This is a genomic window from Pseudoflavonifractor intestinihominis, from assembly GCF_040096055.1.
In the GTDB taxonomy this organism is placed as follows: Bacteria; Bacillota; Clostridia; order Oscillospirales; family Oscillospiraceae; genus Pseudoflavonifractor; species Pseudoflavonifractor intestinihominis.
Genome location: NZ_JBBMFK010000041.1, coordinates 1 through 21,267 on the forward strand (window position 1 = coordinate 1; position 21,267 = coordinate 21,267).

General features: G+C 63.8%; 22 protein-coding genes. 1 reads left to right on the plus strand and 21 read right to left on the minus strand.

The window, feature by feature from the left end:
- Nucleotides 1-260: 260 nt before the first annotated feature.
- The 21 genes from WMO64_RS16325 to WMO64_RS16425 form a co-directional block, all read right to left on the minus strand.
- Nucleotides 261-503, minus strand: a complete 243-nt coding sequence (locus WMO64_RS16325; protein WP_006573264.1) for an RNA-binding S4 domain-containing protein — start codon at nucleotides 501-503, stop codon at nucleotides 261-263.
- A 64-nt stretch (nucleotides 504-567) separates the two neighbouring features.
- Nucleotides 568-843, minus strand: coding sequence for an HU family DNA-binding protein (locus WMO64_RS16330; RefSeq protein ID WP_294519753.1), 276 nt, complete (start codon nucleotides 841-843; stop codon nucleotides 568-570).
- Between the two features lie 68 nt (nucleotides 844-911).
- On the minus strand, nucleotides 912-1,697 hold the full coding sequence (gene mazG / locus WMO64_RS16335; protein WP_294519756.1) for a nucleoside triphosphate pyrophosphohydrolase: 786 nt from the start codon (nucleotides 1,695-1,697) through the stop codon (nucleotides 912-914).
- Nucleotides 1,698-1,825: 128 nt separating this feature from the next.
- The gene (locus WMO64_RS16340) at nucleotides 1,826-3,454 is read right to left on the minus strand and encodes a putative polysaccharide biosynthesis protein (protein ID WP_294519759.1); all 1,629 of its coding nucleotides are present in this window, start codon (nucleotides 3,452-3,454) and stop codon (nucleotides 1,826-1,828) included.
- A 55-nt stretch (nucleotides 3,455-3,509) separates the two neighbouring features.
- Entirely contained in the window at nucleotides 3,510-4,811 is a 1,302-nt protein-coding gene (locus tag WMO64_RS16345; RefSeq protein ID WP_349232672.1) for an amidohydrolase family protein, read from the minus strand.
- Nucleotides 4,812-4,901: 90 nt separating this feature from the next.
- Nucleotides 4,902-5,726: a purine-nucleoside phosphorylase gene (locus tag WMO64_RS16350; protein WP_294519764.1), complete on the minus strand. Its 825-nt coding sequence runs from the start codon at nucleotides 5,724-5,726 to the stop codon at nucleotides 4,902-4,904.
- An 86-nt stretch (nucleotides 5,727-5,812) separates the two neighbouring features.
- Nucleotides 5,813-6,205 (minus strand): zinc ribbon domain-containing protein, encoded by a 393-nt coding sequence (locus tag WMO64_RS16355; protein WP_294519768.1) that lies wholly within the window; start codon nucleotides 6,203-6,205, stop codon nucleotides 5,813-5,815.
- 212 nt (nucleotides 6,206-6,417) lie between these two features.
- Entirely contained in the window at nucleotides 6,418-7,110 is a 693-nt protein-coding gene (locus WMO64_RS16360; protein WP_294519770.1) for a Crp/Fnr family transcriptional regulator, read from the minus strand.
- 238 nt (nucleotides 7,111-7,348) lie between these two features.
- Nucleotides 7,349-9,736 (minus strand): S-layer homology domain-containing protein, encoded by a 2,388-nt coding sequence (locus WMO64_RS16365; RefSeq protein WP_349232673.1) that lies wholly within the window; start codon nucleotides 9,734-9,736, stop codon nucleotides 7,349-7,351.
- Nucleotides 9,737-9,784: 48 nt separating this feature from the next.
- Complete coding sequence (locus tag WMO64_RS16370; protein WP_294519776.1) at nucleotides 9,785-10,474, minus strand: Crp/Fnr family transcriptional regulator; 690 nt, start codon at nucleotides 10,472-10,474, stop codon at nucleotides 9,785-9,787.
- A gap of 196 nt (nucleotides 10,475-10,670) precedes the next feature.
- Nucleotides 10,671-12,425: an NADH-dependent [FeFe] hydrogenase, group A6 gene (locus WMO64_RS16375; RefSeq protein ID WP_349232674.1), complete on the minus strand. Its 1,755-nt coding sequence runs from the start codon at nucleotides 12,423-12,425 to the stop codon at nucleotides 10,671-10,673.
- A gap of 15 nt (nucleotides 12,426-12,440) precedes the next feature.
- On the minus strand, nucleotides 12,441-14,243 hold the full coding sequence (locus tag WMO64_RS16380; protein WP_294519781.1) for an NADH-quinone oxidoreductase subunit NuoF: 1,803 nt from the start codon (nucleotides 14,241-14,243) through the stop codon (nucleotides 12,441-12,443).
- 15 nt (nucleotides 14,244-14,258) lie between these two features.
- Complete coding sequence (locus WMO64_RS16385) at nucleotides 14,259-14,627, minus strand: (2Fe-2S) ferredoxin domain-containing protein (RefSeq protein WP_294519783.1); 369 nt, start codon at nucleotides 14,625-14,627, stop codon at nucleotides 14,259-14,261.
- A gap of 118 nt (nucleotides 14,628-14,745) precedes the next feature.
- The gene (locus tag WMO64_RS16390) at nucleotides 14,746-15,279 is read right to left on the minus strand and encodes an ATP-binding protein (RefSeq protein ID WP_294519785.1); all 534 of its coding nucleotides are present in this window, start codon (nucleotides 15,277-15,279) and stop codon (nucleotides 14,746-14,748) included.
- A 158-nt stretch (nucleotides 15,280-15,437) separates the two neighbouring features.
- Nucleotides 15,438-15,932 carry an NADH-quinone oxidoreductase subunit NuoE gene (gene nuoE / locus WMO64_RS16395; protein WP_294519788.1) on the minus strand — a complete coding sequence of 165 codons (495 nt, stop codon included), beginning with the start codon at nucleotides 15,930-15,932 and terminating at the stop codon, nucleotides 15,438-15,440.
- 143 nt (nucleotides 15,933-16,075) lie between these two features.
- The gene (locus WMO64_RS16400; RefSeq protein WP_349232675.1) at nucleotides 16,076-16,825 is read right to left on the minus strand and encodes a PHP domain-containing protein; all 750 of its coding nucleotides are present in this window, start codon (nucleotides 16,823-16,825) and stop codon (nucleotides 16,076-16,078) included.
- Nucleotides 16,826-16,859: 34 nt separating this feature from the next.
- Nucleotides 16,860-17,186, minus strand: a complete 327-nt coding sequence (locus WMO64_RS16405; RefSeq protein ID WP_294519794.1) for a DRTGG domain-containing protein — start codon at nucleotides 17,184-17,186, stop codon at nucleotides 16,860-16,862.
- A 39-nt stretch (nucleotides 17,187-17,225) separates the two neighbouring features.
- Nucleotides 17,226-18,569: a [Fe-Fe] hydrogenase large subunit C-terminal domain-containing protein gene (locus WMO64_RS16410; protein WP_349232676.1), complete on the minus strand. Its 1,344-nt coding sequence runs from the start codon at nucleotides 18,567-18,569 to the stop codon at nucleotides 17,226-17,228.
- 40 nt (nucleotides 18,570-18,609) lie between these two features.
- On the minus strand, nucleotides 18,610-18,840 hold the full coding sequence (locus WMO64_RS16415; RefSeq protein WP_349232677.1) for a hypothetical protein: 231 nt from the start codon (nucleotides 18,838-18,840) through the stop codon (nucleotides 18,610-18,612).
- Between the two features lie 9 nt (nucleotides 18,841-18,849).
- Entirely contained in the window at nucleotides 18,850-19,269 is a 420-nt protein-coding gene (locus tag WMO64_RS16420) for an ATP-binding protein (protein ID WP_294519803.1), read from the minus strand.
- Nucleotides 19,270-19,273: 4 nt separating this feature from the next.
- The gene (locus WMO64_RS16425; RefSeq protein WP_294519805.1) at nucleotides 19,274-19,615 is read right to left on the minus strand and encodes a DRTGG domain-containing protein; all 342 of its coding nucleotides are present in this window, start codon (nucleotides 19,613-19,615) and stop codon (nucleotides 19,274-19,276) included.
- 329 nt (nucleotides 19,616-19,944) lie between these two features.
- Between WMO64_RS16425 and serC the strand changes: the two genes are divergently transcribed.
- Nucleotides 19,945-21,027, plus strand: coding sequence for a 3-phosphoserine/phosphohydroxythreonine transaminase (gene serC, locus WMO64_RS16430; RefSeq protein WP_349232678.1), 1,083 nt, complete (start codon nucleotides 19,945-19,947; stop codon nucleotides 21,025-21,027).
- Nucleotides 21,028-21,267 lie beyond the last annotated feature (240 nt).

Sequence of the window (21,267 nt, forward strand, 5' to 3'; positions counted from 1 at the left end):
GCGATGGTTTTTCATGAGGCGTTGAAAGCCTGTTTGTCAAGGTTCACGCCCTCGCTACTTATTTTCGTAGCAAGGTATGATTTGAATTTGTCGTCCGGGTGGGCCTGGATGGGCGACAAGGAGTGTAAGCTCTCAGAGGACGTGATTGCGGACCTGTCTGACCTGCTGGCTGCATAATGTTTTAAAGCATCCCCTTCCCCTGCTTACAGAACAGGGGAAGGGGATGCTTTGCTGTTATTATGGGGCAGCAAAGAAAGCTGTTATGCCAGCTCCCGGTACATGGCGGGGGCGTCGTTCTTCTTCACGGCCTCGGACACGGCCAGCACCTCCACCCGCACGGCCTTCTCACCGAAGCGGATCTCCAGCACGTCTCCCTCCTTCACGTCGTAGGAGGCCTTGACCGGGCGGCCGTTGGCGGTGACCCGGGCGTTGTCGCAGGCCTCATTGGCCACGGTACGGCGTTTGATGAGGCGGGAGACTTTGAGCCATTTATCAAGTCGCATGGGAAAACTCCTCTCTGAAAAAAGCGGCTCCGGGCATCCCGGAGCCGCTCCATGTGGGACGAATTTACTGGGCCACGGCGTCCTTCAGGGCCTTGCCGGGCTTGAATACGGGCACCTTGGAGGCGGGGATCTCGATGCTCTCCTTGGTCTTGGGGTTGCGGCCGATGCGGGCGGCGCGGCTCTTCACCTCAAAAGAGCCGAAGCCCACCAGCTGGATCTTGTCGTTCTCGGCCAGAGCGGCGGCGATCACATCCAGGGCGGCGTTGAGGGCGTTCTCGGTGTCCTTTTTGGAAAGGCCAGCCTTTTCAGCGGCGGCGTTGATGAGTTCGGCTTTATTCATGGTAAAAATTCCTCCTACATTCTGGCAGCGGTTCTCCGCCGCGTTTATCACTTAAAGCGTCTCCGCTGTTAAGCCTGGTGCTTGGCCTGCTCCCATAGCTTGTCCAATTCCGCCAGATCCATGTCCTCCATGGGGCGGTCGCCCGCCAGCTCCTCCACCCGGCGGAACCGGGCGATGAACTTCTCCGTGGCCTTCTGGAGGGCAGCCTCCGGGTCCACCTTCACAAAGCGGGCGGCGTTGACGGCGGAGAAGAGCAGGTCTCCCAGCTCCTCCTCCACGTTGCTGTTCTCGGCCACGGCGGCCTTGAACTCGCTGAGCTCCTCGGACAGCTTGTCCACCGCGCCGGACACATCCGGCCAGTCGAAGCCGGCCTTTTTCGCCTTTTTTTGTACCTTCTCGGCCCGCCACAGGGCGGGCAGGGAGCGGGCAACGGAGTTGAGGGCGTCGGTGTGGGTGGCCTGGTGCTTCTCCTTCCGCTTGAGGGCCTCCCAGTTGGTGAGGACCTCCCCGGTGCCCGAGACGGCCACGTCGCCGAACACGTGGGGATGGCGGTAGATGAGCTTTTTGCAGACCCCGTCGGCCACGCCGTTCAGGTCAAAGGAGCCCTGCTCCTCCTCCATCCGGGCGTGGAGCGCCACCTGGAGGAGCACGTCGCCCAGCTCCTCTTTCAGGTGCTCGGTGCTGCCCTCGTCAATGGCCTCAACGGCCTCGTAGGCCTCCTCAAGGAAGTCCCGCCGGATACTCTCGTGGGTCTGTTCCGCGTCCCAGGGGCAGCCGCCGGGGGAGCGGAGGATCCGCACAATTTCCACCAAATCGTTCACATCATAGGAATCCTTGTACTGAAAATCTACCATACTTTGTACACTCCTGCAAGCGCTTTTTGCCTTTTTTTATCCTTCGTGACGGAAAATGAACGGGAAAGAGGTCAGCCGTCCCGCCATGGTGCGGGGCGGCTGACACAGGGACGGCGCAGTGCGCCGGGTCATTTGATGCGCAGGATCTTGGCGATCTTGTCGCCCTTGGGCATGAGGGCCAGGTCCTCCCGGGAGATGACCCGCAGGGCCAGCACCAGCACCAGGTACACCACCACGCCCACGCCGATGCCGCCCAGGGTGGCCAGGGCGTTGCCGAAGTGGAGGAAGTTGGTGAGCAGGCCGTAGGTGGCCCAGGCGGCGGCGGCCATGATGGCCGAGGGCACGAAGGGCTTGAGGAAGGCCCGCAGGAAGCTGGGGGGCGCGGGGATGGACCGGCGGATGATGAAGATCTCCAGGGCGCTGATGACGATGAAGCAGCACAGGGTGCCCACCGGGGCGCCGTTGATGCGGATGTCCGGATTGCCCACCAGGATGAAGTTGACCACAACCTTCACCACGCCGCCGATGATCACCGCCAGGATGGGCAGGTTGACCATGCCGTTGGCCTGGAGGATGGAGTTGCACAGCAGCTGGAGGGCCACGAAGATGGAGGCCAGGCCCAGCATGGACAGCAGGGGGCCGGCTACGGACACGTCGATGGAGGGGAACAGCAGGCCCATGATGGGGCCGCCCAGGGCGAACAGGCCCATGCCCATGGGCAGGGCCAGCAGCAGGCCCACCCGCAGGGCGGACTCGCTGACCTTCTGGGCGCCCAGGTGGTCATGCCGGGCCAGGCTGGCCGACACGGCGGGGATGATGCAGGCGGTGAGGGGCACCATCATGGAGAAGGGCAGGTTGTAGATGGACATGGTCTTGGAGTAGATGCCGTAGAGGCCGCGGGCGGCGTCCAGGGCGGCGGCCTTGTCCAGGCCGTCCACGGTCTGGTACACGCTCTGGAGCTGGCTCATGACCAGCTTGGTGTCGATCAGGGTGACCAGGGAGGTGGCGGCGGAGCCCAGGGTGATGGGGATGGCCAGCTTCAGCAGGGTGGCCAGGATGCGGCCGGAGCTGTCGGGCTTGTCGGTGGCGTGGAGGCGGCGGCGCCGGCTCCGGTCCCGGAAGAAGAGGAACAGGATATAGACCAGGGCCACCACGCTGCCGCAGGACACGCCGATGATGGCGCCCACGCTGCCAAATTCGGGCTTCAGGGCCACCTTGACCAGGAACAGGGCCAGGGCCAGGCCCACCACCAGCTTGAAGAAGGCCTCAATGACCTGGGAGATGCCGGTGGGCATCATGTTGAAGTGGCCCTGGAAGTAGCCGCGGAAGGCGGACATGACGCACACGCACAGCACCGACGGGGCCAGGGCCATGACGCAGTACACCGCCTTGGGGTTGCTGATGACCACCTGGGCCATGGGGGCGGCCAGCACGGTCATACAGAAGAAGCTGATGAGACCCAGGGTGAGGAAGGTGAAGAAGGCCACCCGGAAGGTGCGCTGGACCTGGTTGTGGCGGCCCAGGGCATTGGCCTCGGAGATGGTCTTGGACAGGGCCACGGGCAGGCCGGCGGTGGAGATGGTGAGGAAGAAGTTATAGATGTTGTAGGCGCTGTTGTAGTCGCCCATCACCTCATCGGAGAGGATGTTCCCCAGCGGGATGCGGTAGATGGCGCCGATGACCTTCACCAGAATGGCGCTGACGGCCAGAATGGCCGCGCCGCCGAAAAAGGTACTTTTCTTTTCTGCGTTTGACAAGGGCTACATTCCTTTCAGCGGACAGCCGCCGGGCGGCTGTGTTGGTTGCGGCGGCTCAGCCGAAGAGCAGGGGCAGGGCGTACTCCTCCACCTCGCGCTTGACCCGGTCGATGTCGATGGTGAGGAACACCCCATCCTTGTATATGACCTTGCCGCGGCACATATTCATGGCCACGTCGCAGCCGTGGGCGGCGTAGACCAGATTGGAGATCACGTCGTGCCGGGGCACCAGGTTGATGTGGTTGAAGTCCACCAGGATGAGGTCGGCGTCGCACCCCACGGCGATGCGGCCGGTGTTCCGGCCCAGGGCCTTGGCGCCGTTGACGGTGGCCATCCGCAGGGCGTCGGAGGGCAGCAGGGCCAGGGGGTCGTGCTCCACGCCGTTCTGGAGCATGGCGGCGATCTTCATGTCCTCAAACAGGTCGGTGGTGTTGTTGGAGGACACGCCGTCGGTGCCCATGGCCACGTTGACCCCGGCCTTCCGCATGCCGATCACCGGAGCCACGCCGCTGCCCAGCTTCAGGTTGGAGCAGGGGTTGTGGATGGCGGACACGCCGTGCTCGGCCATGATGGCCCAGTCGTCGGGCGTGGTCCACACGCAGTGGGCGGCGATGGCCCGCACATCCCACAGGCCGTGCTTCTCCATCACCTGCACCGGGGTCATGCCCCAGCGGCCCAGGCACTCCTCGTGCTCCGATTTGGTCTCGGAGATGTGGATGTGCATGCCCAGGCCCTTGTCCCTGGCGTACTGGGCCACGCTGTCCCAGATCTGAGGGGCGGCGCAGGAGGTGTACTCGCCGTGGATGCAGGCGTCGATGAGGATCTGGCCGTTGTTGTACCCGTGCCACTTGTCCACCAGCTCCCGGGTCTCCACGCAGGAGGTCCAGGTGGCGAAGTCGGCGGCGGCGTCAAAGGCGGTGACGCCCCGGGCGATGTTGGCGTTGATGCCCGCGGCGGCCACCTCCTGGCAGATCTCGTCGCAGAACATGTACATGTCGGCCAGGCAGGTGGTGCCGGACATGATCATCTCCGCCAGGCCCAGGGCGGCGGCGGAGCGGATGGCCCGGCCGTCCCACTTGTCCTCCACCGGGAAGATGAACTTGGTCAGCCAGTCCTGGAGATTATTGCCGTCGCCGTACCCCCGCATGAGGGTCATGGGCACATGGGTGTGGGCGTTGACCAGGCCGGGCATGAGCACCTTGCCGGCGGCGTCGATGACCTCATCAAAGGTCCCCTGGGGCCGCTGGGTGCCCACATAGGAGATCTTATCCCCTTCCACGGCCACAAAAGCGCCCTCCAGCACCGTGTTTTTCTCGTCGATCAGCACGGCGGTGGCGTTTTCAAACAGAACAGACATGGGGAAACCCCCTTATCTCAGAATTCAGTCGGGAAAAAACCGCGGAGACGGACGCCGGAGTCCGGCGCCGTCTCCCAGGGAGCGGTTATCTTACAGCTTCTTCAGACAGGCCAGCACCAGCCGGGAGAACTTGTCCTTGCAGGCCTCGGCGGCGTCCAGCACCTCCTGCTCGCTGAGGGGCTGGTCCAGGATGCCGGCGGCCATGTTGCTCAGCAGGGTGAAGCCCAGCACCTGCATGCCGCAGTGGCCGGCCACGATGACCTCGGGGGCGGTGGACATGCCCACCGCGTCGCCGCCCAGGATGCGGACCGCCCGCACCTCGGCGGGGGTCTCGTACTGGGGGCCGTAGCAGTAGAAGTAGACGCCCTCACGCAGCTGGATGCCCAGCTCGCCGGCGGCCTCGCGGGCCAGGTCCTGGAGGGCGGGGGTGTAGAGCTTGGAGGCGTCGGGGAAGCGGACGCCGAACTCGGGCAGGTTCTCGCCCCGGAGGGGGGACTCGGAGAACATCTTGATGTGGTCGGTGATGAGCATCAGGTCGCCGGCCTTCCAGTCGGTGCGGACGCAGCCGGCGGCGTTGGTGACGATGAGGGTGTCGGCCCCCAGCAGGCGCAGCACCCGCACGGCGTAGGACACCTCCTCATAGGAGTAGCCCTCGTAGTGGTGCATACGGCCCTGCATCACGGCCACGGGCTTGTCCTCCAGGTAGCCGAACACCAGCTGGCCCTTGTGGCCGGGGGCGGTGGAGGCCTTGAAGTGGGGGATCTCCCTGTAGGGCACCACGATGGGGTCCTTCACCACGTCGCCCATGAAGCCCAGGCCGGAGCCCAGCACCATAGCAGCCTTGGGGGTAAAGTCGCCGATCTTGGAGCGGATGTACTCCGCACTCTCCTGGTACTGGGCAAAGGTATAGTTCATACGCTTGTCCTCCTTTGTAGTGGGTGGAGCCGGGCGGAGGGGCCGCCCGGCGTGAATGGAGTGGAAGGGGTCAAATCCGCCCGACGTCAGAAGGGCCGGCCACAGTTCTTGCAGAACTTGTCGTCCCGGCCGCAGGAGGCGCCGCAGTCGGGGCACTCCTTGGCGTGCTTCAGGGCGGCGATGCGGTCCTTCAGCTCGTCGATGGCGCGATTCTTCTCGTCGATCTGGCTCAGCATGCCGTCCAGTGCGGACTGGTCGGCGGTGCGGCCCAGATGGGTATCATAGACCGTCTGGCCTACTTCCCGCAGCAGGTTGTTGATGTCGGTCTTCAGGTCAAAGATCTTCATGTTCAGCTTGGCGATATCCACAGTCTGCCCGGCGCATTTGGCGGCATAACGGGCAGTGGTGCCCGCCGCCTCACCTACGGACAGGGCGGTGCCTCTCACCCGATCCAGCAGCTCTCTCACACGTTCATCCATACCCAGGAACCTCCTTTTTCAGCGTTCAGGCCATAGTATGCGGCAAGTCAGAGGTATTTTACACCAGAGACGGGAAAAAAGCAACGGACACACGGCTGTTCTCGGAGAAAAGCAGGGTAAAACTTCCTTCCAAATTGGGAAAAACGGCAGAAAAACGCCCGCTGTCCTCATTTGGCGGGACAGCGGGCGGAGGGGACGGCAGAGGAAGGCGGTCAGTCGGTCCTGCCCCAGTTTTCCGTCAGGCGGGCGTACTGGTCCGCGGTGATGTGGACCTTGCCCCGGACGATGGAGAGGTAGTTGCCGTCCTGAAGCTGCTGCAGGCAGCGGTCCACGGTTTTGGCGCTCATGATGAGCTCGCTGGACATGGTCTGCCGGGTCTTGGTGACCACGGTCTCCCGGACGGCGGTGGGCGGGGTCAGGGAGCAGTACCGCAGCAGGTAGATGGCCACCTTGTCCAGGCTGGAGCGGAAGGCGGACTTGCCCCGGTAGTAGGAGTTGTCATAGGTCTTGCGGTTGCACAGGGCGGACACCATCCGCAGGAAGGGCAGGTCGTTGTCCAGCCAGCGAGAGACCAGGGCGGCGTCGCAGCGGATCATGTCGCAGTCGGTGTTGGCCATGACGTTGGAGGCGTAGACCGGCATGTCGGCCAGCAGCTCCAGGTCGGAGAGCATGCTGGGGGCGTCCAGGGTGATGAAGCTGGACTTCTTGCCGTCCTCCGTCTCGCTGAAGGTGAGCAGCTCGCCCATGAGCAGGAACCAGGCGTACTTCACCGGCTCCTCCTGCCGCACCACCACCTGTCCGGCGGGAACCCGGACCAGAGTGCCGCTGTCCAGCAGAACAGGGGGGACCTTATTGAGAAATTCCGCGACTTTCTTGCTGCTCTCGCGATAGCTGGTGAGATCCATATGTGACGCCTCCAGAAGAGTGAAGTCAGAGAGTTCTGTTTTTTATTTTACATAATCGCGGTAAAAAAAGCAACATGGAATTGGACAATTGGCTAAAATGGGAAAATGGAGGAGAGAATAGGCCGCTTTTAGCAAAAAACGTGGAGAATAAGGAAAAGGGGACCCTGAAAGGTCCCCTTTTTCCTGCGTGTGGCAGATGGTGCCGCAGAGGTCGCCCCGCCTGGGTGCGGGTGCGCGGTTACAGATAGGGCGCCACATCCGCCTCGGTGATGGAGCGGACGTTGGTTCGGCCGTTCTCCAGGGCGGGAAGGGTGAGGGTGCCGTTGTTGATGAGCTCCACTGCCTTCAGGTAGGCGGGAGAGGTCTCGTCAATGCCGGTGTAGAGATGCCAGTTGTCATAGTTGAAGGCGTCGCCGTCCACGGTGCCCTTCAGGGCCTCCTTGATGTAGCGGATGGCCAGGGCGCGGACCGTGCCGTCGTCCCCCCATTTCTCCGAGGAGCTGAACACGATTTCCAGCTGGCGGCCCGCCAGACAGCCGCCCTTGCCCAGCCACTTGTTCATGCTGTACGAGTTGGTGCCCAGCAGGATCTCCATGTCGTCGGTGATGGGGGTGGTCTTGGGCATGCCCTTGTCGTCCAGCACAGGGGTGCCGTCCTCGTGGTAGTCGGTGATGAGGCAAAGGTCCTTCACCCGGCTGCCCGCCTCCTGGGTCAGGTCCAGGCAGTAGGTGATGCCGCCGCCGATGTTGTTGGTGCTGTACTTGGACTGGCGGCGCTCCGGATTGTAGCTCACCGTCAGGTCGCCGGGCTTGATCTGATTGAAGTACTGGGCGCTGTACTCCAGCAGGGCCTTCAGGTCCCTACCGGTCACCTTGTAGACGGTGATCTCGCCGCCGGAGTAGGAGTAGCTGGAGGAGATGCTCTTGATGCTCACGTCGCCCACAGGGAAGCCGGCGTTCTCATAGTCGGTGTTGAGGATGACCGCCTGGGCGCCGGAATAGTGCATGGCGGCGGAGAAGAGCAGATTCCAGATGCCGGTGGCCTCGGTGTACCCGGCGGAGATGCCCTTGATCTTGTCGGTGCCGTTCAGGTCACTGTTGATGAGGGTGCCGATGGGGGTGTTGACATAGCCGCTCAGCTCGGTCTTGTAGGGGGCCATCCGCTCCACCATGGCCTGGTCCTCCTCGTGGCCGGCGGGGATGGCGCAGGCCCGCTTGGATACCACCTTATAGCCGTCTCCGTCGGGGGCCAGGGTCAGATCCACGGCGGAGTAGATCTTGGCGTAGTTCTGGGGCTCGGTGATGAGCACGCCGTTGACCGTCCGGCTGGGCACCAGCTGGTGGGCGTGGCCCGCCACGATCACGTCCAGCTCGGGGAAGGCGTTGGCGATGTCGCTGACGCTGGAGCCCTCCACGTCGTTCTCCCGGTCCAGACCCATGTGGAACACGCCGATGATGGCGTCCACGTTCTGGGCCTTTAGCTCCTGGATGGCCAGCTTGGTCTCCCCGATGGGGTTGTGGACGTCCACCTGGTCCAGGGTGCCCTTGCCCGCCTCAAACTCCTGGATGAGGGGGGTGGTCAGGCCGATGAAGCCCAGCCGGACCCCGTCCCGCTCCACCACGGTGGTGGCGGGCATATAGCGCTTGTCCGTGCCCTTCAGGTACACGTTGCCCGACAGGACCGCGCCGTCAAACTGGGCCGCCAGCTTGGCCCGGCGGGCAAGGTCGAAGTTGTACTCGTGGTTGCCCCAGGTCCACAGGTCGTAGTCCAGGGCATTCATGGCGGCGATCATGGGGTTGGAGTCGTGGTCGATGAAGTACTCCACGTAGTTGGCCTGCACCGCGTCGCCGCAGTCCACCAGCACCACATTTTTGTTCTTGGCCCGCTCCTGGCCGAACCGGGTGGCCAGGTAGGTCAGGCTGCCGGAGGTGTTTGCCTGATCCAGGGCGAAGTCCCAGGGGACGAACCAGCCGTGGAGGTCGCTGGTGGCCAGCAGGCGGACCTGCTTGGCGTCGGGATAGAGGGGCTCCACCTGGGAGAGCTTGAACAGCATCTGGGCCAGCTCCGCCCGGACGGCGGTGCCGTTGGGGTCCAGCAGGCCGCCCGGCTTGCCGGAGAGCACCCCGGCGGCCAGACACCACTTCATCCCATCCGCCGCCCAGCTGCCCACGTCGGCGCAGTCGGGGGCGGCGGTCAGGTCGGGGCCGCCCTCGGGGGAGGTGAGCAGGGCCACCTGCTGGCCGTAACGGTAGAAGATGGCTGCCAGCTCGCCCCGGGTGATGAGCCGGTCGCCGTCAAAGAGCTTGCTGTCAGGCACGGCGGCCAGGCCGGTGTACTCCGCCCAGCCCGCCGCGTCGGCGTACCAGGTGCCCGCCGTGTCGGTAAAGCTGGCGGTCGGGGCCACCGGCGTGCCGGCCATACGGTAGAGGGTCTGGAACACCACCCCACGGGTCACCGGGCCGCTGGGCTGAAAATCTCCATCCACGGCGGTCATAATGCCTTCTTTCATCACATAGGCCTGTGCTTCTGCGTACCAGGGGAGGGATTCTGTCTCCGCGGCCAGGGCGGATACAGTCAGGGACAGCAGCAGAGCGGCTGCTGTCAGGATGCTCATGGCGCGTTTCACGTTTGTTTGCCTCCTTCTTTCACGGGCTGATAATGCCGCAAAACAGCCTCAGCAGGAGGGACCCCAGGTATCCAACAGCCGCTGATGCTGTGACGCGCTGATTCGGACCTTGCCCCGCACGATGGACAGGTAGCCCTCGTCCCGCAGGCGCATCAGGCAGCGGTCCAGGGTCTTCTGGCTGATGATGACCTCGCTGGCGATGCGGGAGCGGGTCTTGAGCACCACGGACTCCCGGTCTCCCGGCGGGGCGAGGACACAGTGCTGGAGCAGGAAGAGTGCGGTCTTGTCCAGGCTGGAGCGGAAGGCGGCGTTGCCCCGGCTGTGGGACAGGGCGAAGTTCTTCCGGCTCACAACCTGGGCCACGGACCAGAGAAAGTCCACGTCGCTGCGGAGCAGCTGGGCAAACTCCTCGGCGGAGGACCGCAGGGCGATGCACCGGGCCGCGGCGGAGACGCTGGCGGCATAGGTGCCGATGCCGGCCAGGATCTCCAGCTCGGAGATCAGGGTGGGGGCGTGCATGGTCATCCAGGCGGAGAATTTGCCCTCCATGGTCTCGTTGCAGACCAGAAGTTCGCCGGAGAGAACGTAGTAGACGTATTCCACCGGCTCGTCCCGCACCACCACCTTCTGACCGGAGGTGAACTGTACCAGTGTGGAGATCTCCAGCAGGCGGGGCGGGAGCTGCCGGAGCTGGAGGGCCAGGGCGGGGTACCGCGCGCACAGGTTGTCCAGAGTCATAGAGCAGCCTCCTATGTATATAACTTACAATTTAATGAACAAAAAACAGGTTTTTTTCTCTAAAATTATTATATCAGCGGCAAGCGGAGAAAAAAACCCCAACTGGCTCAATTGATTCGAAGCAGAAGGATTTGAGGCGGGATTTCGAATGAAAAAGCCGGGGCGCGTCAGACGACGCGCCCCGGCTGAAAACGGATCACTCTGTGCGGTACCGCTTCTGGGGGATATAGGTGGTGTGGAGCAGCTCGTGGGCCCGGTGGCCGCCGGGCTCGCCCAGGTACTCCTTGTAGACCTGCTGGAGCACCGGGTTCTCATGGCTGCGGCGGTAGGTCATGCCGGCGTCCTGGGTGTAGAGGGCCTTGGCCCGCAGGGAGCGGATATCGGTCCAGTTGCGCACGTCGGCGTGCTGGATGGGCTGGCCGCCGCCGTTGATACAGCCGCCGGGGCAGGCCATGATCTCGATGAAGTCGTACTGCATCTCGCCGGACTTGACGCCGTCCAGCACCTTCTTGGCGTTTGCCAGGCCGGAGACCGCGCACACCCGGACGGTCTTGCCGGGCAGCTCGTAGGTGGCCTCCTTGATGCCGGTCATGCCGCGGACCTCGGTGAAGTCCAGGGGCTTCATCTCGCCCTTGGTGACGATCTCCACCACGGTGCGCAGGGCGGCCTCCATCACGCCGCCGGAGGCGCCGAAGATGGTGGCCGCGCCGGTGGACAGGCCCAGCATCTCGTCAAACTCGCCGTCGGGCAGGTTCTGGAACAGCAGGCCGGCCCGGGTGATCATGCGGCCCAGCTCACGGGTGGTGAGGGAGATGTCCACGGGCAGCCAGCCGTGCTGGCGCATCTCCTCCCGCCGGACCTCGTACTTCTTGGCGGTACAGGGCATGACGGACACCACCACGATGTCCCGGGGGTTGATGCCCATCTTCTCGGCGTAGTAGCTCTTGACCAGGGAGCCGAACATCTGCTGGGGGGACTTGCAGGTGGACAGGTTGGGGATCATCTCAGGGTAGTGCTGCTCACAGAACCGGATCCAGCCGGGGGAGCAGGAGGTGATGAGGGGCAGGGTGCCGCCCTCCTGGAGGCGGTGGAGGAACTCGGTGCCCTCCTCCATGATGGTGAAGTCGGCGGCGTTGTCCACGTCAAAGACCTTGTCGAAGCCCAGGCGGCGCAGGGCGGTGACCATCTTGCCCTCCACGTTGGTGCCGATGGGCATGCCGAAGCACTCGCCCAGGGTGACACGGATGGAGGGGGCGGGTCCCACCACCACGTGCTTGGTGGGGTCGTTGAGGGCGGCCCAGACCTTGGCGGTGTCGTCCTTCTCCTGGAGGGCGCCGGTGGGGCAGGCCACGATGCACTGGCCGCAGGACACGCAGTCCACCTCGTTCAGGTCCCGGTCAAAGGCGCAGCCCACGTGGGTGGCAAAGCCCCGGTCGTTGCAGCCGATGACGCCCACCTCCTGGGTCTTGCGGCACACGGCGGTGCACCGGCGGCACAGGACGCACTTGGAGTTGTCTCGGATCAGGTGGGGGGCGGAGTCCTCGATCTGGGGGACCAGGCCGTCGGCGGCGTACCGCACGGCGTCAATGCCCAGATCCCGGGCCAGATCCTGGAGCTCGCAGCGGCCGCTGCGGGCGCAGGTGAGGCAGTCCATCCGGTGGTTGGACAGAATCAGCTCCAGGGTGAGCTGACGGGAGTGGCGGACCTTTTCCGTGTTGGTGAAGACCTCCATCCCCTCGCTGACCGGGTACACGCAGGAGGCCACCAGGCTCTTGGCACCCTTGACCTCCACCACGCAGATACGGCAGGCGCCGATCTCGTTGATGTCCTTCAGAAAGCAAAGGGAGGGGATCTTGATACCCGCGTTCCGGGCCGCCTCCAGCACGGTGGTGCCGGCGGGCACGGAGACCGGGATATTGTCGATTTTCAGATTGACCATTTTCTGTTCCATCTTCTTTCCCCTCCTTTAGCCCTTGTGAATGGCGCCGAAGCGGCAGTTGTCCATACACACGCCGCACTTGATACACTTGCTCTGATCCACCACGTGGGGCGCCCGCACCGCGCCGGAGATGGCGCCCGCCGGGCAGTTCTTGGCGCACAGGGTGCAGCCCTTGCACAACTGGGGATCAATGGTGTACCGCAGCAGGTTCTTGCACACGCCGGCGGGGCACCGCTTCTCCACCACGTGGGCCACGTACTCGTCCCGGAAGTGCTTCAGCGTGGACAGCACCGGGTTGGGGGCGGTCTGGCCCAGGCCGCACAGGGCGCTGGACTTCAGGTGGTAGCACAGCTCCTCGATGGTGTCCAGGTCCTCCAGGGTGCCCTTGCCCTCGGTGATCTTGGTCAGCAGGCCCAGCAGGCGCTTGGTGCCGATACGGCACACGGAGCACTTGCCGCAGCTCTCGTCCACAATGAACTCCAGGAAGAACTTGGCGATGTCCACCATGCAGTTGTCCTCATCCATGACGATGAGGCCGCCGGAGCCCATCATGGAGCCGATGGCGCCCAGGGAGTCGTAGTCCATGGGGGTGTCGATGAGGCTGGCGGGGATGCAGCCGCCGGAGGGGCCGCCGGTCTGGGCGGCCTTGAACTTCTTGCCATTGGGGCAGCCGCCGCCGATGTCCTCGATGATGGTGCGCAGGGGGGTGCCCATGGGGATCTCCACCAGGCCGGTGTTGGTGATCTTGCCGCCCAGGGCGAAGACCTTGGTGCCGGTGGACTTGGGCGTGCCGATGGCGGCGAACTTGTCCGCGCCGTTGTTGAGGATCCAGGTGATGTTGGCGTAGGTCTCAACGTTGTTGAGCAGGGTGGGCCGCTGGAACAGGCCCTTGTTGGCGGGGAAGGGAGGACGGGGGTGGGGCTCGCCGCGCTTGCCCTCGATGGAGGTCATGAGGGCGGTCTCCTCGCCGCAGACAAAGGCGCCCGCGCCCAGGCGCAGCTCCAGGTTGAAGGAGAAATCGGAGCCGAAGATGTTGTCGCCCAGCAGGCCGTACTCCTTGGCCTGCTTGATGGCGATCTCCAGCCGCTTGACGGCGATGGGGTACTCGGCGCGGACATAGATGTAGCCCTGCTGGGCGCCGATGCAGTAGCCGGCGATGGCCATGGCCTCGATGACGCTGTGGGGGTCGCCCTCCAGCACGGAGCGGTCCATGAAGGCGCCGGGGTCGCCCTCGTCGGCGTTGCAGCAGACGAACTTCACCCCGTCGGGGGACACGGCGTCGTGGGTGAACTGCCACTTCCGGCCCGTGGGGAAGCCGGCGCCGCCCCGGCCCCGGAGGCCGGAGGCCAGGATCTCGTCGATGATCTGCTGGGGCGGGATCTTCTCGGTGACAATGCGGCCCAGGGCGGCGTAGCCGTCCACGCCGATGTACTCGTCGATATTCTCCGGGTTGATGACGCCGCAGTTGCGCAGGGCGATGCGCAGCTGGTGCTTGTAGAAGGTGGTCTCGGACAGGCTGGTGGCGGTGCCGCCCTCGTCGCTCTCCATGTGGAGCAGCCGCTGGACGATACGGCCCTTGACGATGTGCTCGGAGACGATCTCGGGCACGTCGGCCGGGGTGACCTTGGTGTAGCAGGCGCCCTCGGGGTAGATCATGACGATGGGGCCCATGGCGCACAGGCCGAAGCAGCCGGTCTTGACCACCTGGGCCTCCTTGGCCATGCCCTGGGCCTCCAGCTCACGCTCGAAGGCCTCGATGATCTTCAGACTGTTGGAGGAGGTGCAGCCGGTGCCGGTACAGACCAGGATGTGGGATCGAACCAGATTCATGCCGCATACCCTCCTTTATTCCGCAGCGCCGATGGTGTACTCGGTCACCACCTGGCGGTTGACCAGATGGTCGGCCACGATCTTGGGCACCATCTCGGGCTTGAGCTTGACGTAGGTGACTTTCTCTTCGCCGGGGACGTACACCTCGGCGATGGGCTCCAGGCGGCACACGCCGATGCAGCCGGTCTGGGTGACGGTGACGTTCTTCAGCTCCCGCTTGTTGACCTCCTCCAGGAAGGCCTCCAGAACGGGCCGGGCGCCGGCGGCGATGCCGCAGGTGGCCATGCCCACCACGACGCGGATGGTATTTTCATCGGACTCCCGCAGACCGACCTGCTTCTGCATCCGGTCCCGGATGGCCTTCAGTTCTTCCAGGCTTTTCACGAATTCATCCCCCATTCAAACAAGTTGGTTTCCGCCCTGGGGCATCCCCCGGGCTGCCGCCGGCACGGGGAGACCCCGCCGCGGCCCTGTCAGCGGGAGGCAACCTCCCGCGCTGTGATCAAACGGACTGCTCCAGCTCCTCCAGATAGCCACGCATCCACATGGCCACCTCCGGCTCGGCCAGGGAGATGCCCTCCCCCAGCACCGAGCGGATCTCCCGGGTGTCAAAGGTGAAGGAACCCCGGTCCGTGGTGTGGGTGTAGATGGTGTCCACCTCCGGCGCGCCCTGCACCAGCAGGGCCACCGTGCCCGCCATATCGCCCAGGGGCGGACAGTCGATGTGGCCGCTGCAAAACCGGGCGGTCACCGTGGTGCCCACCCCCACCGTGCTCTCAATGGTCAGGCTGCCGCCGGTCTGTTCCGCCGTCAGGCGGAGAAGGGGCAGCCCCAGCCCCACCTTGCGGGTGGTGCGGGTGGTGGTAAAGGGGTCGGTGACGGAGGCCAGGAATTCGGGCGACATGCCCCGACCGTTGTCCCCGATGACCAGAACGAGCTGGCCCTCCCCCTCGGTCAGGGACAGCTCCAGCCGGGTACAGCCGGCGGAGATGGAGTTCTGGGCAATGTCCAGAATATGAAGGGAAAGCTCTTTCATAATTCCGCCCTCCCTGGGGCTGGCTTATTTGTCACGCTTCCCACGCCTCGCGGTCGGGTCGCCTTCCCTGCGGCTCGGGCTGGTCTCCGGGCCGCTGTGCGGCCCTTTGCTCGCCCTCGCTCCGGTCCAGGCTCCCCTGCTCGGCGGCTCAGCGCTTCTTACTCGTATTTGTCCAGAATCGGCCCAACCTGGTCGGGGGTGAGGCGGCCGTACACGTCGGACCCCACCATCATGACCGGGGCCAGGCCGCAGGCGCCCACACAGCGGCAGGCGTCCAGAGAGAATTTTCCGTCGGGGGTGATGGAGCCGGGACGGATGCCCAGCTTTTTCTCCACCGCGGCAAGGATGTCCGCCGCGCCCTTGACGTAGCAGGCGGTGCCCAGGCAGACGGAGATCTGATGCCGGCCTTTGGGGTTCATGGAGAACTGCGCGTAAAACGAAGCGACGCCGTAGACCTCGGAGAGGGGAATGTCCAGCCCCTCCGCGATCATGATCTGGACCTCTTCGGGCAGGTAGCCGAAGATCTCCTGAGCGGCCTGGAGCACGGGCATGGTGGAGCCGGGCTGACCCTTGTGCTCGGCGATGACCTGACGCAGCCGTTCCTCCTGCTCAGGTGTTCCGTTGTAAGGCACAACGGTCTTGCAGTTTGGCATGTAGGTGTCCTCCTTTTTCGTATATGTTCTCAATGTGAGGCTGTATTCTGACCTAACATTTGTTCATTATATCTAACTTTTTTGAAGGGCGCAATAGGAAATGCGGACAAATGTCAAAATTATGCCGCAAAGGGGTAGAAATTTTAGGATGGCAGAGGGCTGAAAGCATTGAAATCAGGGCGTTTCAGCCATTCCAGCAGGGCGGAAGAATTTTTTTCGGCCAACTCCACCTGCTGGCAGGCGTCCATGATCTGATCCAGGTAGTGGGCGTCCGAGGCGGTGATCACCGGCAGGCCCTTCAGATCGGGCCGGTCCAGGAAATCAGGGGGGCAGGCCCGGGAGACCTCCGCAAAGGGGAAGCCCAGCCCCGGGTCCCACAGGCCCAGGTTGGAGATCAGGGAAAAGGAGGGGCGGTCGATGTGGGCGGGCCAGCAGGCTCCGCCCAGAGCCGCCACCAGGCCGGGCACCTCATAGATGCCGATGCCGGTGGCAGTGGAGAGCATCCGCCGCTCCTCCCCCAGCACCGTGTCCTCGCTGTCCATCCTTATTTGGGGACCGAAGACCCGGGGGTCGTTCTCCAGCGGCGGCAGGCGGCGGAACACCTCCGCCTCAAAGGCCAGGGCGGCGTCCAGATTGCCGAACACGCACACCACATGGACCTCCTCGGCAGTGGTCAGCTCCATGCCGGGCAGGGCGATGATGCCGTACCGCTCGGCGGCCTCACAGAAGGCGGCGCAGTTGCCCACTGTATTGTGGTCGGTGAGGGCGGCGGCCTCAATGCCCGCCAGGGCGCACATGCCCGCCAGATTGGCGGGGGTATTATCTTCAGAGCCACAGGGGGAGAGGCAGGAGTGCAGGTGGAGGTCAAAGGTAAGATTTGGGATAAAACTCACCGCCTTTCAGCAGCCGGACAGCGGTGGCCTGCCGTCACAGCAGGCCGTTTACCGCCGCGGCCAGGGCAAAGGTGCCCTTGTCGGAGCCCAGCAGGTTGACTTCCTGCTCTTTTGCCCGGGACAGGAGGGCCTGGTCGGGGGTGACGCCTTCAGACAGGATGACACAGGCCACGTCGGCCATCAGGGCCACGGCGGCCACGTTCTGATTGGACATGATGGTGATCCAGCAGTCCCCGGCAGTGGCCCGGCCCATGACCCAGCTGAGCAGGTCGCCGGCGTAGCCGCCGGTGACCGGCGCGTCGGGGGCGGGGAGGGCGAATTCCGTCAGGGACAGGGCAGCGGACAGCTCTTTTACGGTCATGGGAACAACCTCGCTTCCTGGCATAGAATAGGTGAGGGGTCACTTCTTGTGTCCGTGGGGCGGCGGGTCCTTCTTGTGGCGGAAGGGGGCGGGCAGGTACTCGTCGGCGTCGGAGGAACCGGCCATGTACTGCATCCGCTCCCGCATCTTGAAGATGCAGTCCTCCTCGCTGGCCCGGCCCAGTACCACGTCCTCGGCAAAGGCCCGGCAGGAGGGGGCGCCGCAGGAGCCGCAGTGGAGCCCGGGCAGCTGCTGCTCCAGGGCCTCGATCTTGGCCAGCTTATCCATGGCGGCCGCCCGGTCCTGGTCCAGCACGAACACGGGGACATACTGCAACTCGTAGTCAAACTTTACCACGTCCCGGTCCTCGCCCTTGAAGGTGAACCGGTTGCGGGACACAGGCAGACCCTTCATCAGCTTTTTGATGCGCATCCGGGCGCCGTAGGGGTTCTCCACCGTCAGACAGCCCCCCACGCACCCCTGGACGCAGGCGTTGAGCTCGATGAAGTCGGCCTCAGGCAGACGGCCGTCCTCGATCTCCTCCAACATGCGGATCACGTTGGAGATGCCGTCCACCGCCACATACCGCTCGCCCATCCGGGCGGCGGACTCGCCGCCGCAGTAGGACCAGCCCACGCCCATGATGCCCGAGGAGGACAGGGGCCGCAGCTCCTTGCCCCGCAGCTTCTTCATGGCGCTCAGGAGGCGCAGGTACACGTCCCGGATGGCAAAGGCCCCGTCCAGCACAGGGTGATTGAGCCCGTCGGGGGTGAGGGCGGCGGTGACCTTGGAGGAGCAGGGCACGATGGAGAACACCCCGATCTCCTCCGGCTTCAGGCCGGTCTTCTCCACCGCCTCCCGGCGGGCCAGAATGGCGGCCAGCTCCACCGGCGTGATCACCGGCGCGATGTTGGGGATGAGCTTGGGGAAGCGCATGCGGATGAGGCGCAGCACCGTGGGACAGGCGGAGCTGATCTGGGGCATGACCCGCTCCACGCCGCCGGTGATGCACTGGCGCTGGTAGTCGCTGATGAGCTCGGCGGCCTTGGAGACCTCGTACACGTCGTGAAAGCCGATCTCCAGCAGGCCGTTGAGAATGATGTCGATGTCGTCCATGTTGTGGAACTGGCCGTACAGGGCCGGCTCCGGCAGGGCCACGCAGTAGCGGAATTTCTTCAGCATGTCCAGCGGGTCGCTGATGGACTTGATGGCCTTGTGGGGGCACACCTGGATGCACACGCCGCAGTCGATGCAGCGGGCGTTGAGGATGGCGGCCTTGCCGTTGCGCACCCGGATGGCCTCGGTGGGGCAGCTCTTGATGCAGGTGGTGCAGCCACGGCAGCGCTTGTACTCCAGGACAACAGAGTGCTTCAATTCATTCACCTCCGAAGGTTGGGGAGACAGGCTCCCCGGCGGGCGGCAGTCATGTCAGCTTCCGCTTGACCAGCCGCCGGAGGACGAGAAGGACGAGAACGATAACCGCCGTAAACAGCCCGTTCACCACAATGGAGAGGTACCAGGGGGCGGACTGTACGGCGAACAGGTCGCGATAGGCGTAGTACTCATAGCAGCGCCAGAGGCTGCTGCCGATGAACACGCCCACAAAAGCCCACAGGGCGATGTGCAGGAAATTATATACTTTTTTCCACATCATGTTTCCTCATTACAGGTTGAACCGCATGGTCACGGTGGTGCCCACGCCCAGGGTGGTGTCGATCTTCATCTCGTCGGAGTAGCGCTTCATGTTGGGCAGGCCCATGCCCGCGCCAAAGCCCAGGTCCCGGGCGATCTCGCCGGCGGTGGAGAAGCCCTCCTCCATGGCCTGGTCCACGTCGGGGATGCCCGGGCCGGAGTCGATCATACGGATGGTGATGTGGTCCATGGCGATCTCCACCTCGGCCCGGCCGCCGTCGGCGTGGATGACCATGTTGATCTCGCCCTCGTACATGCAGATGGCCGCCCGGCGGATGGTCTCCTGGGGCAGGTCCAGCTTCTTGAGGGCCATTTTCATCTTGCTGGAGGCCTCGCCGGCGCTGATCAGATCGCCGCCCTCCACGTGATAGGTCAGTTTGATGGGCTCCACAGCGTCAGTCCCCCCTCAGTCCGTTGAGATAGAGCAGCCCGCAGGCGTCGTACATCCGCCTGGGCGAGCGCATGACCACAATGTCCCGGGCCTGAGCCAGCCTCAGGATGGACTCGTCCGGCATCTTGCCCCGGACAAAGACGATGCACTTCATGTCCAGCATCTCGGCCGTGCGCACCACCTGGGGGTTCACCAGGCCGGTGAGCAGCAGGGCCTGGTCCTTGACATAGGCCAGCACGTCGCTCATAAAGTCGCTTCCGCAGGCGGCCAGGACCTCCCGGTCCAGGTGTTCTTCACCGGAGAGCACTGTGGCGTCCAGAATCTCCCTGATGGTACTGAGTTTCATAGGCGAGCCTCCGTTCTAAGCCATAGTAGTAGGCAGAGTGACAGAAAATGATCTTCAAACATTATAACATGATGGGCAAAAAAGCGAAAGCAATGTTGTAAAATTCACAAAGAGCCGCAGAGCGTGTCCGCCTGATTTGGACGTTTGTATCATTGACAGAGACGCTGCACTCGGCTATAATAGTTTTAATACTTTACAGGACTAAAGCAACGGCCACGGAGTGCCGTGGCCCACAGAAGGGCCGCGGTCTTCTGCGGCCGTTTTTCGTCCTTTGAGTATGCCGTGTGCCCGGTGGGCGGACGGCAAAACACATTTTAGGAGGGTGTCCAATGTCAGATCGCGTGTACAACTTTTCCGCAGGTCCGTCCATGCTGCCGCTGGAAGTGCTTCAGCGCGCCGGTGCCGAAATCACCAACTATCAGGGATCAGGCATGTCAGTGATGGAGATGAGTCACCGATCTAAGGTTTTCCTGAAGATTTTTGAGGACACCCAGGCCCGCTTCCGCAAGCTGTTTCAGGTGCCCGACAACTACAAGATCCTCTTCCTCCAGGGCGGCGCCTCCACCCAGTTCTCCATGGTGCCCCTGAACCTGATCGGCAAGACCGGAAAGGCCGACTATGCCGTCACCGGCAACTTCGCCAACATCGCCTATAAGGAGGCCCAGAAGTACGGCCAGATCAGCCTGGCCGCCTCCTCCGCCGACAAGAACCACACCTATATCCCCGCCCAGGACCAGCTGAAGCTGGACCCGGAGGCCAGCTACTTCTACTACTGCGCCAACAACACCATCTACGGCACCGAGTGGCAGTACGTGCCTGAAACCGGCGACGTGCCCCTGGTGTGCGACATGTCCTCCGACATCCTCTCCCGCCCGGTGGACGTGAGCAAGTACGGCATCATCTTCGCCGGCGCCCAGAAGAACATGGCCCCCGCCGGCCTGACCGTGGCCATTGTGCGGGAGGATCTGGCCGGCCATGAGCTGCCCTACACCCCGCTGATGATGAACTACAAGACCATGATCGACAAGGACTCCATGTACAACACGCCCCCCTGCTGGTGCATCTACATGCTGGGTCTGGTGCTGGAGTGGCTGGAGGGCCAGGGCGGCGTGCCCGGCATGGAGGCCATCAAGCACGGCAAGGCGGCCATGCTCTACGACGTCATCGACAACTCCCGCCTGTTCACCTGCGCCGTGGAAAAGGACTCCCGCTCCGATATGAACGTGGTCTTCCGCACCGGCAACGACGAGCTGGACGCCAAGTTCGTCAAGGAGTCCACTGCCGCCGGCTTTACCAACCTGAAGGGCCACCGCTCCGTGGGCGGTATGCGGGCATCCATCTACAATGCCATGCCGGTAGAGGGCGTGGAGAAGCTGTGCGACTTTATTAAAGCCTTCGACAAGAGCAACTGAACCCGGGAGCACAGCTTCTCCACGGGGTCCCGCAAGGCGGGGCGCGGCTGAGCCGCGTTCAAGCATTTTGGCCGGAGGCCAAAATCTTGCCGCAGGGCGGATTCACTCCGCCCGAGGAGGTAAAATCAGGGGTCCCCGGGAAAGGCGCAGCCTTTTCTGGGGGAAAGCTGTGCGACTTTATTAAAGCCTTCGACAAGAGCAACTGAACCCGGGAGCACAGCTTCTCCACGGGGTCCCGCA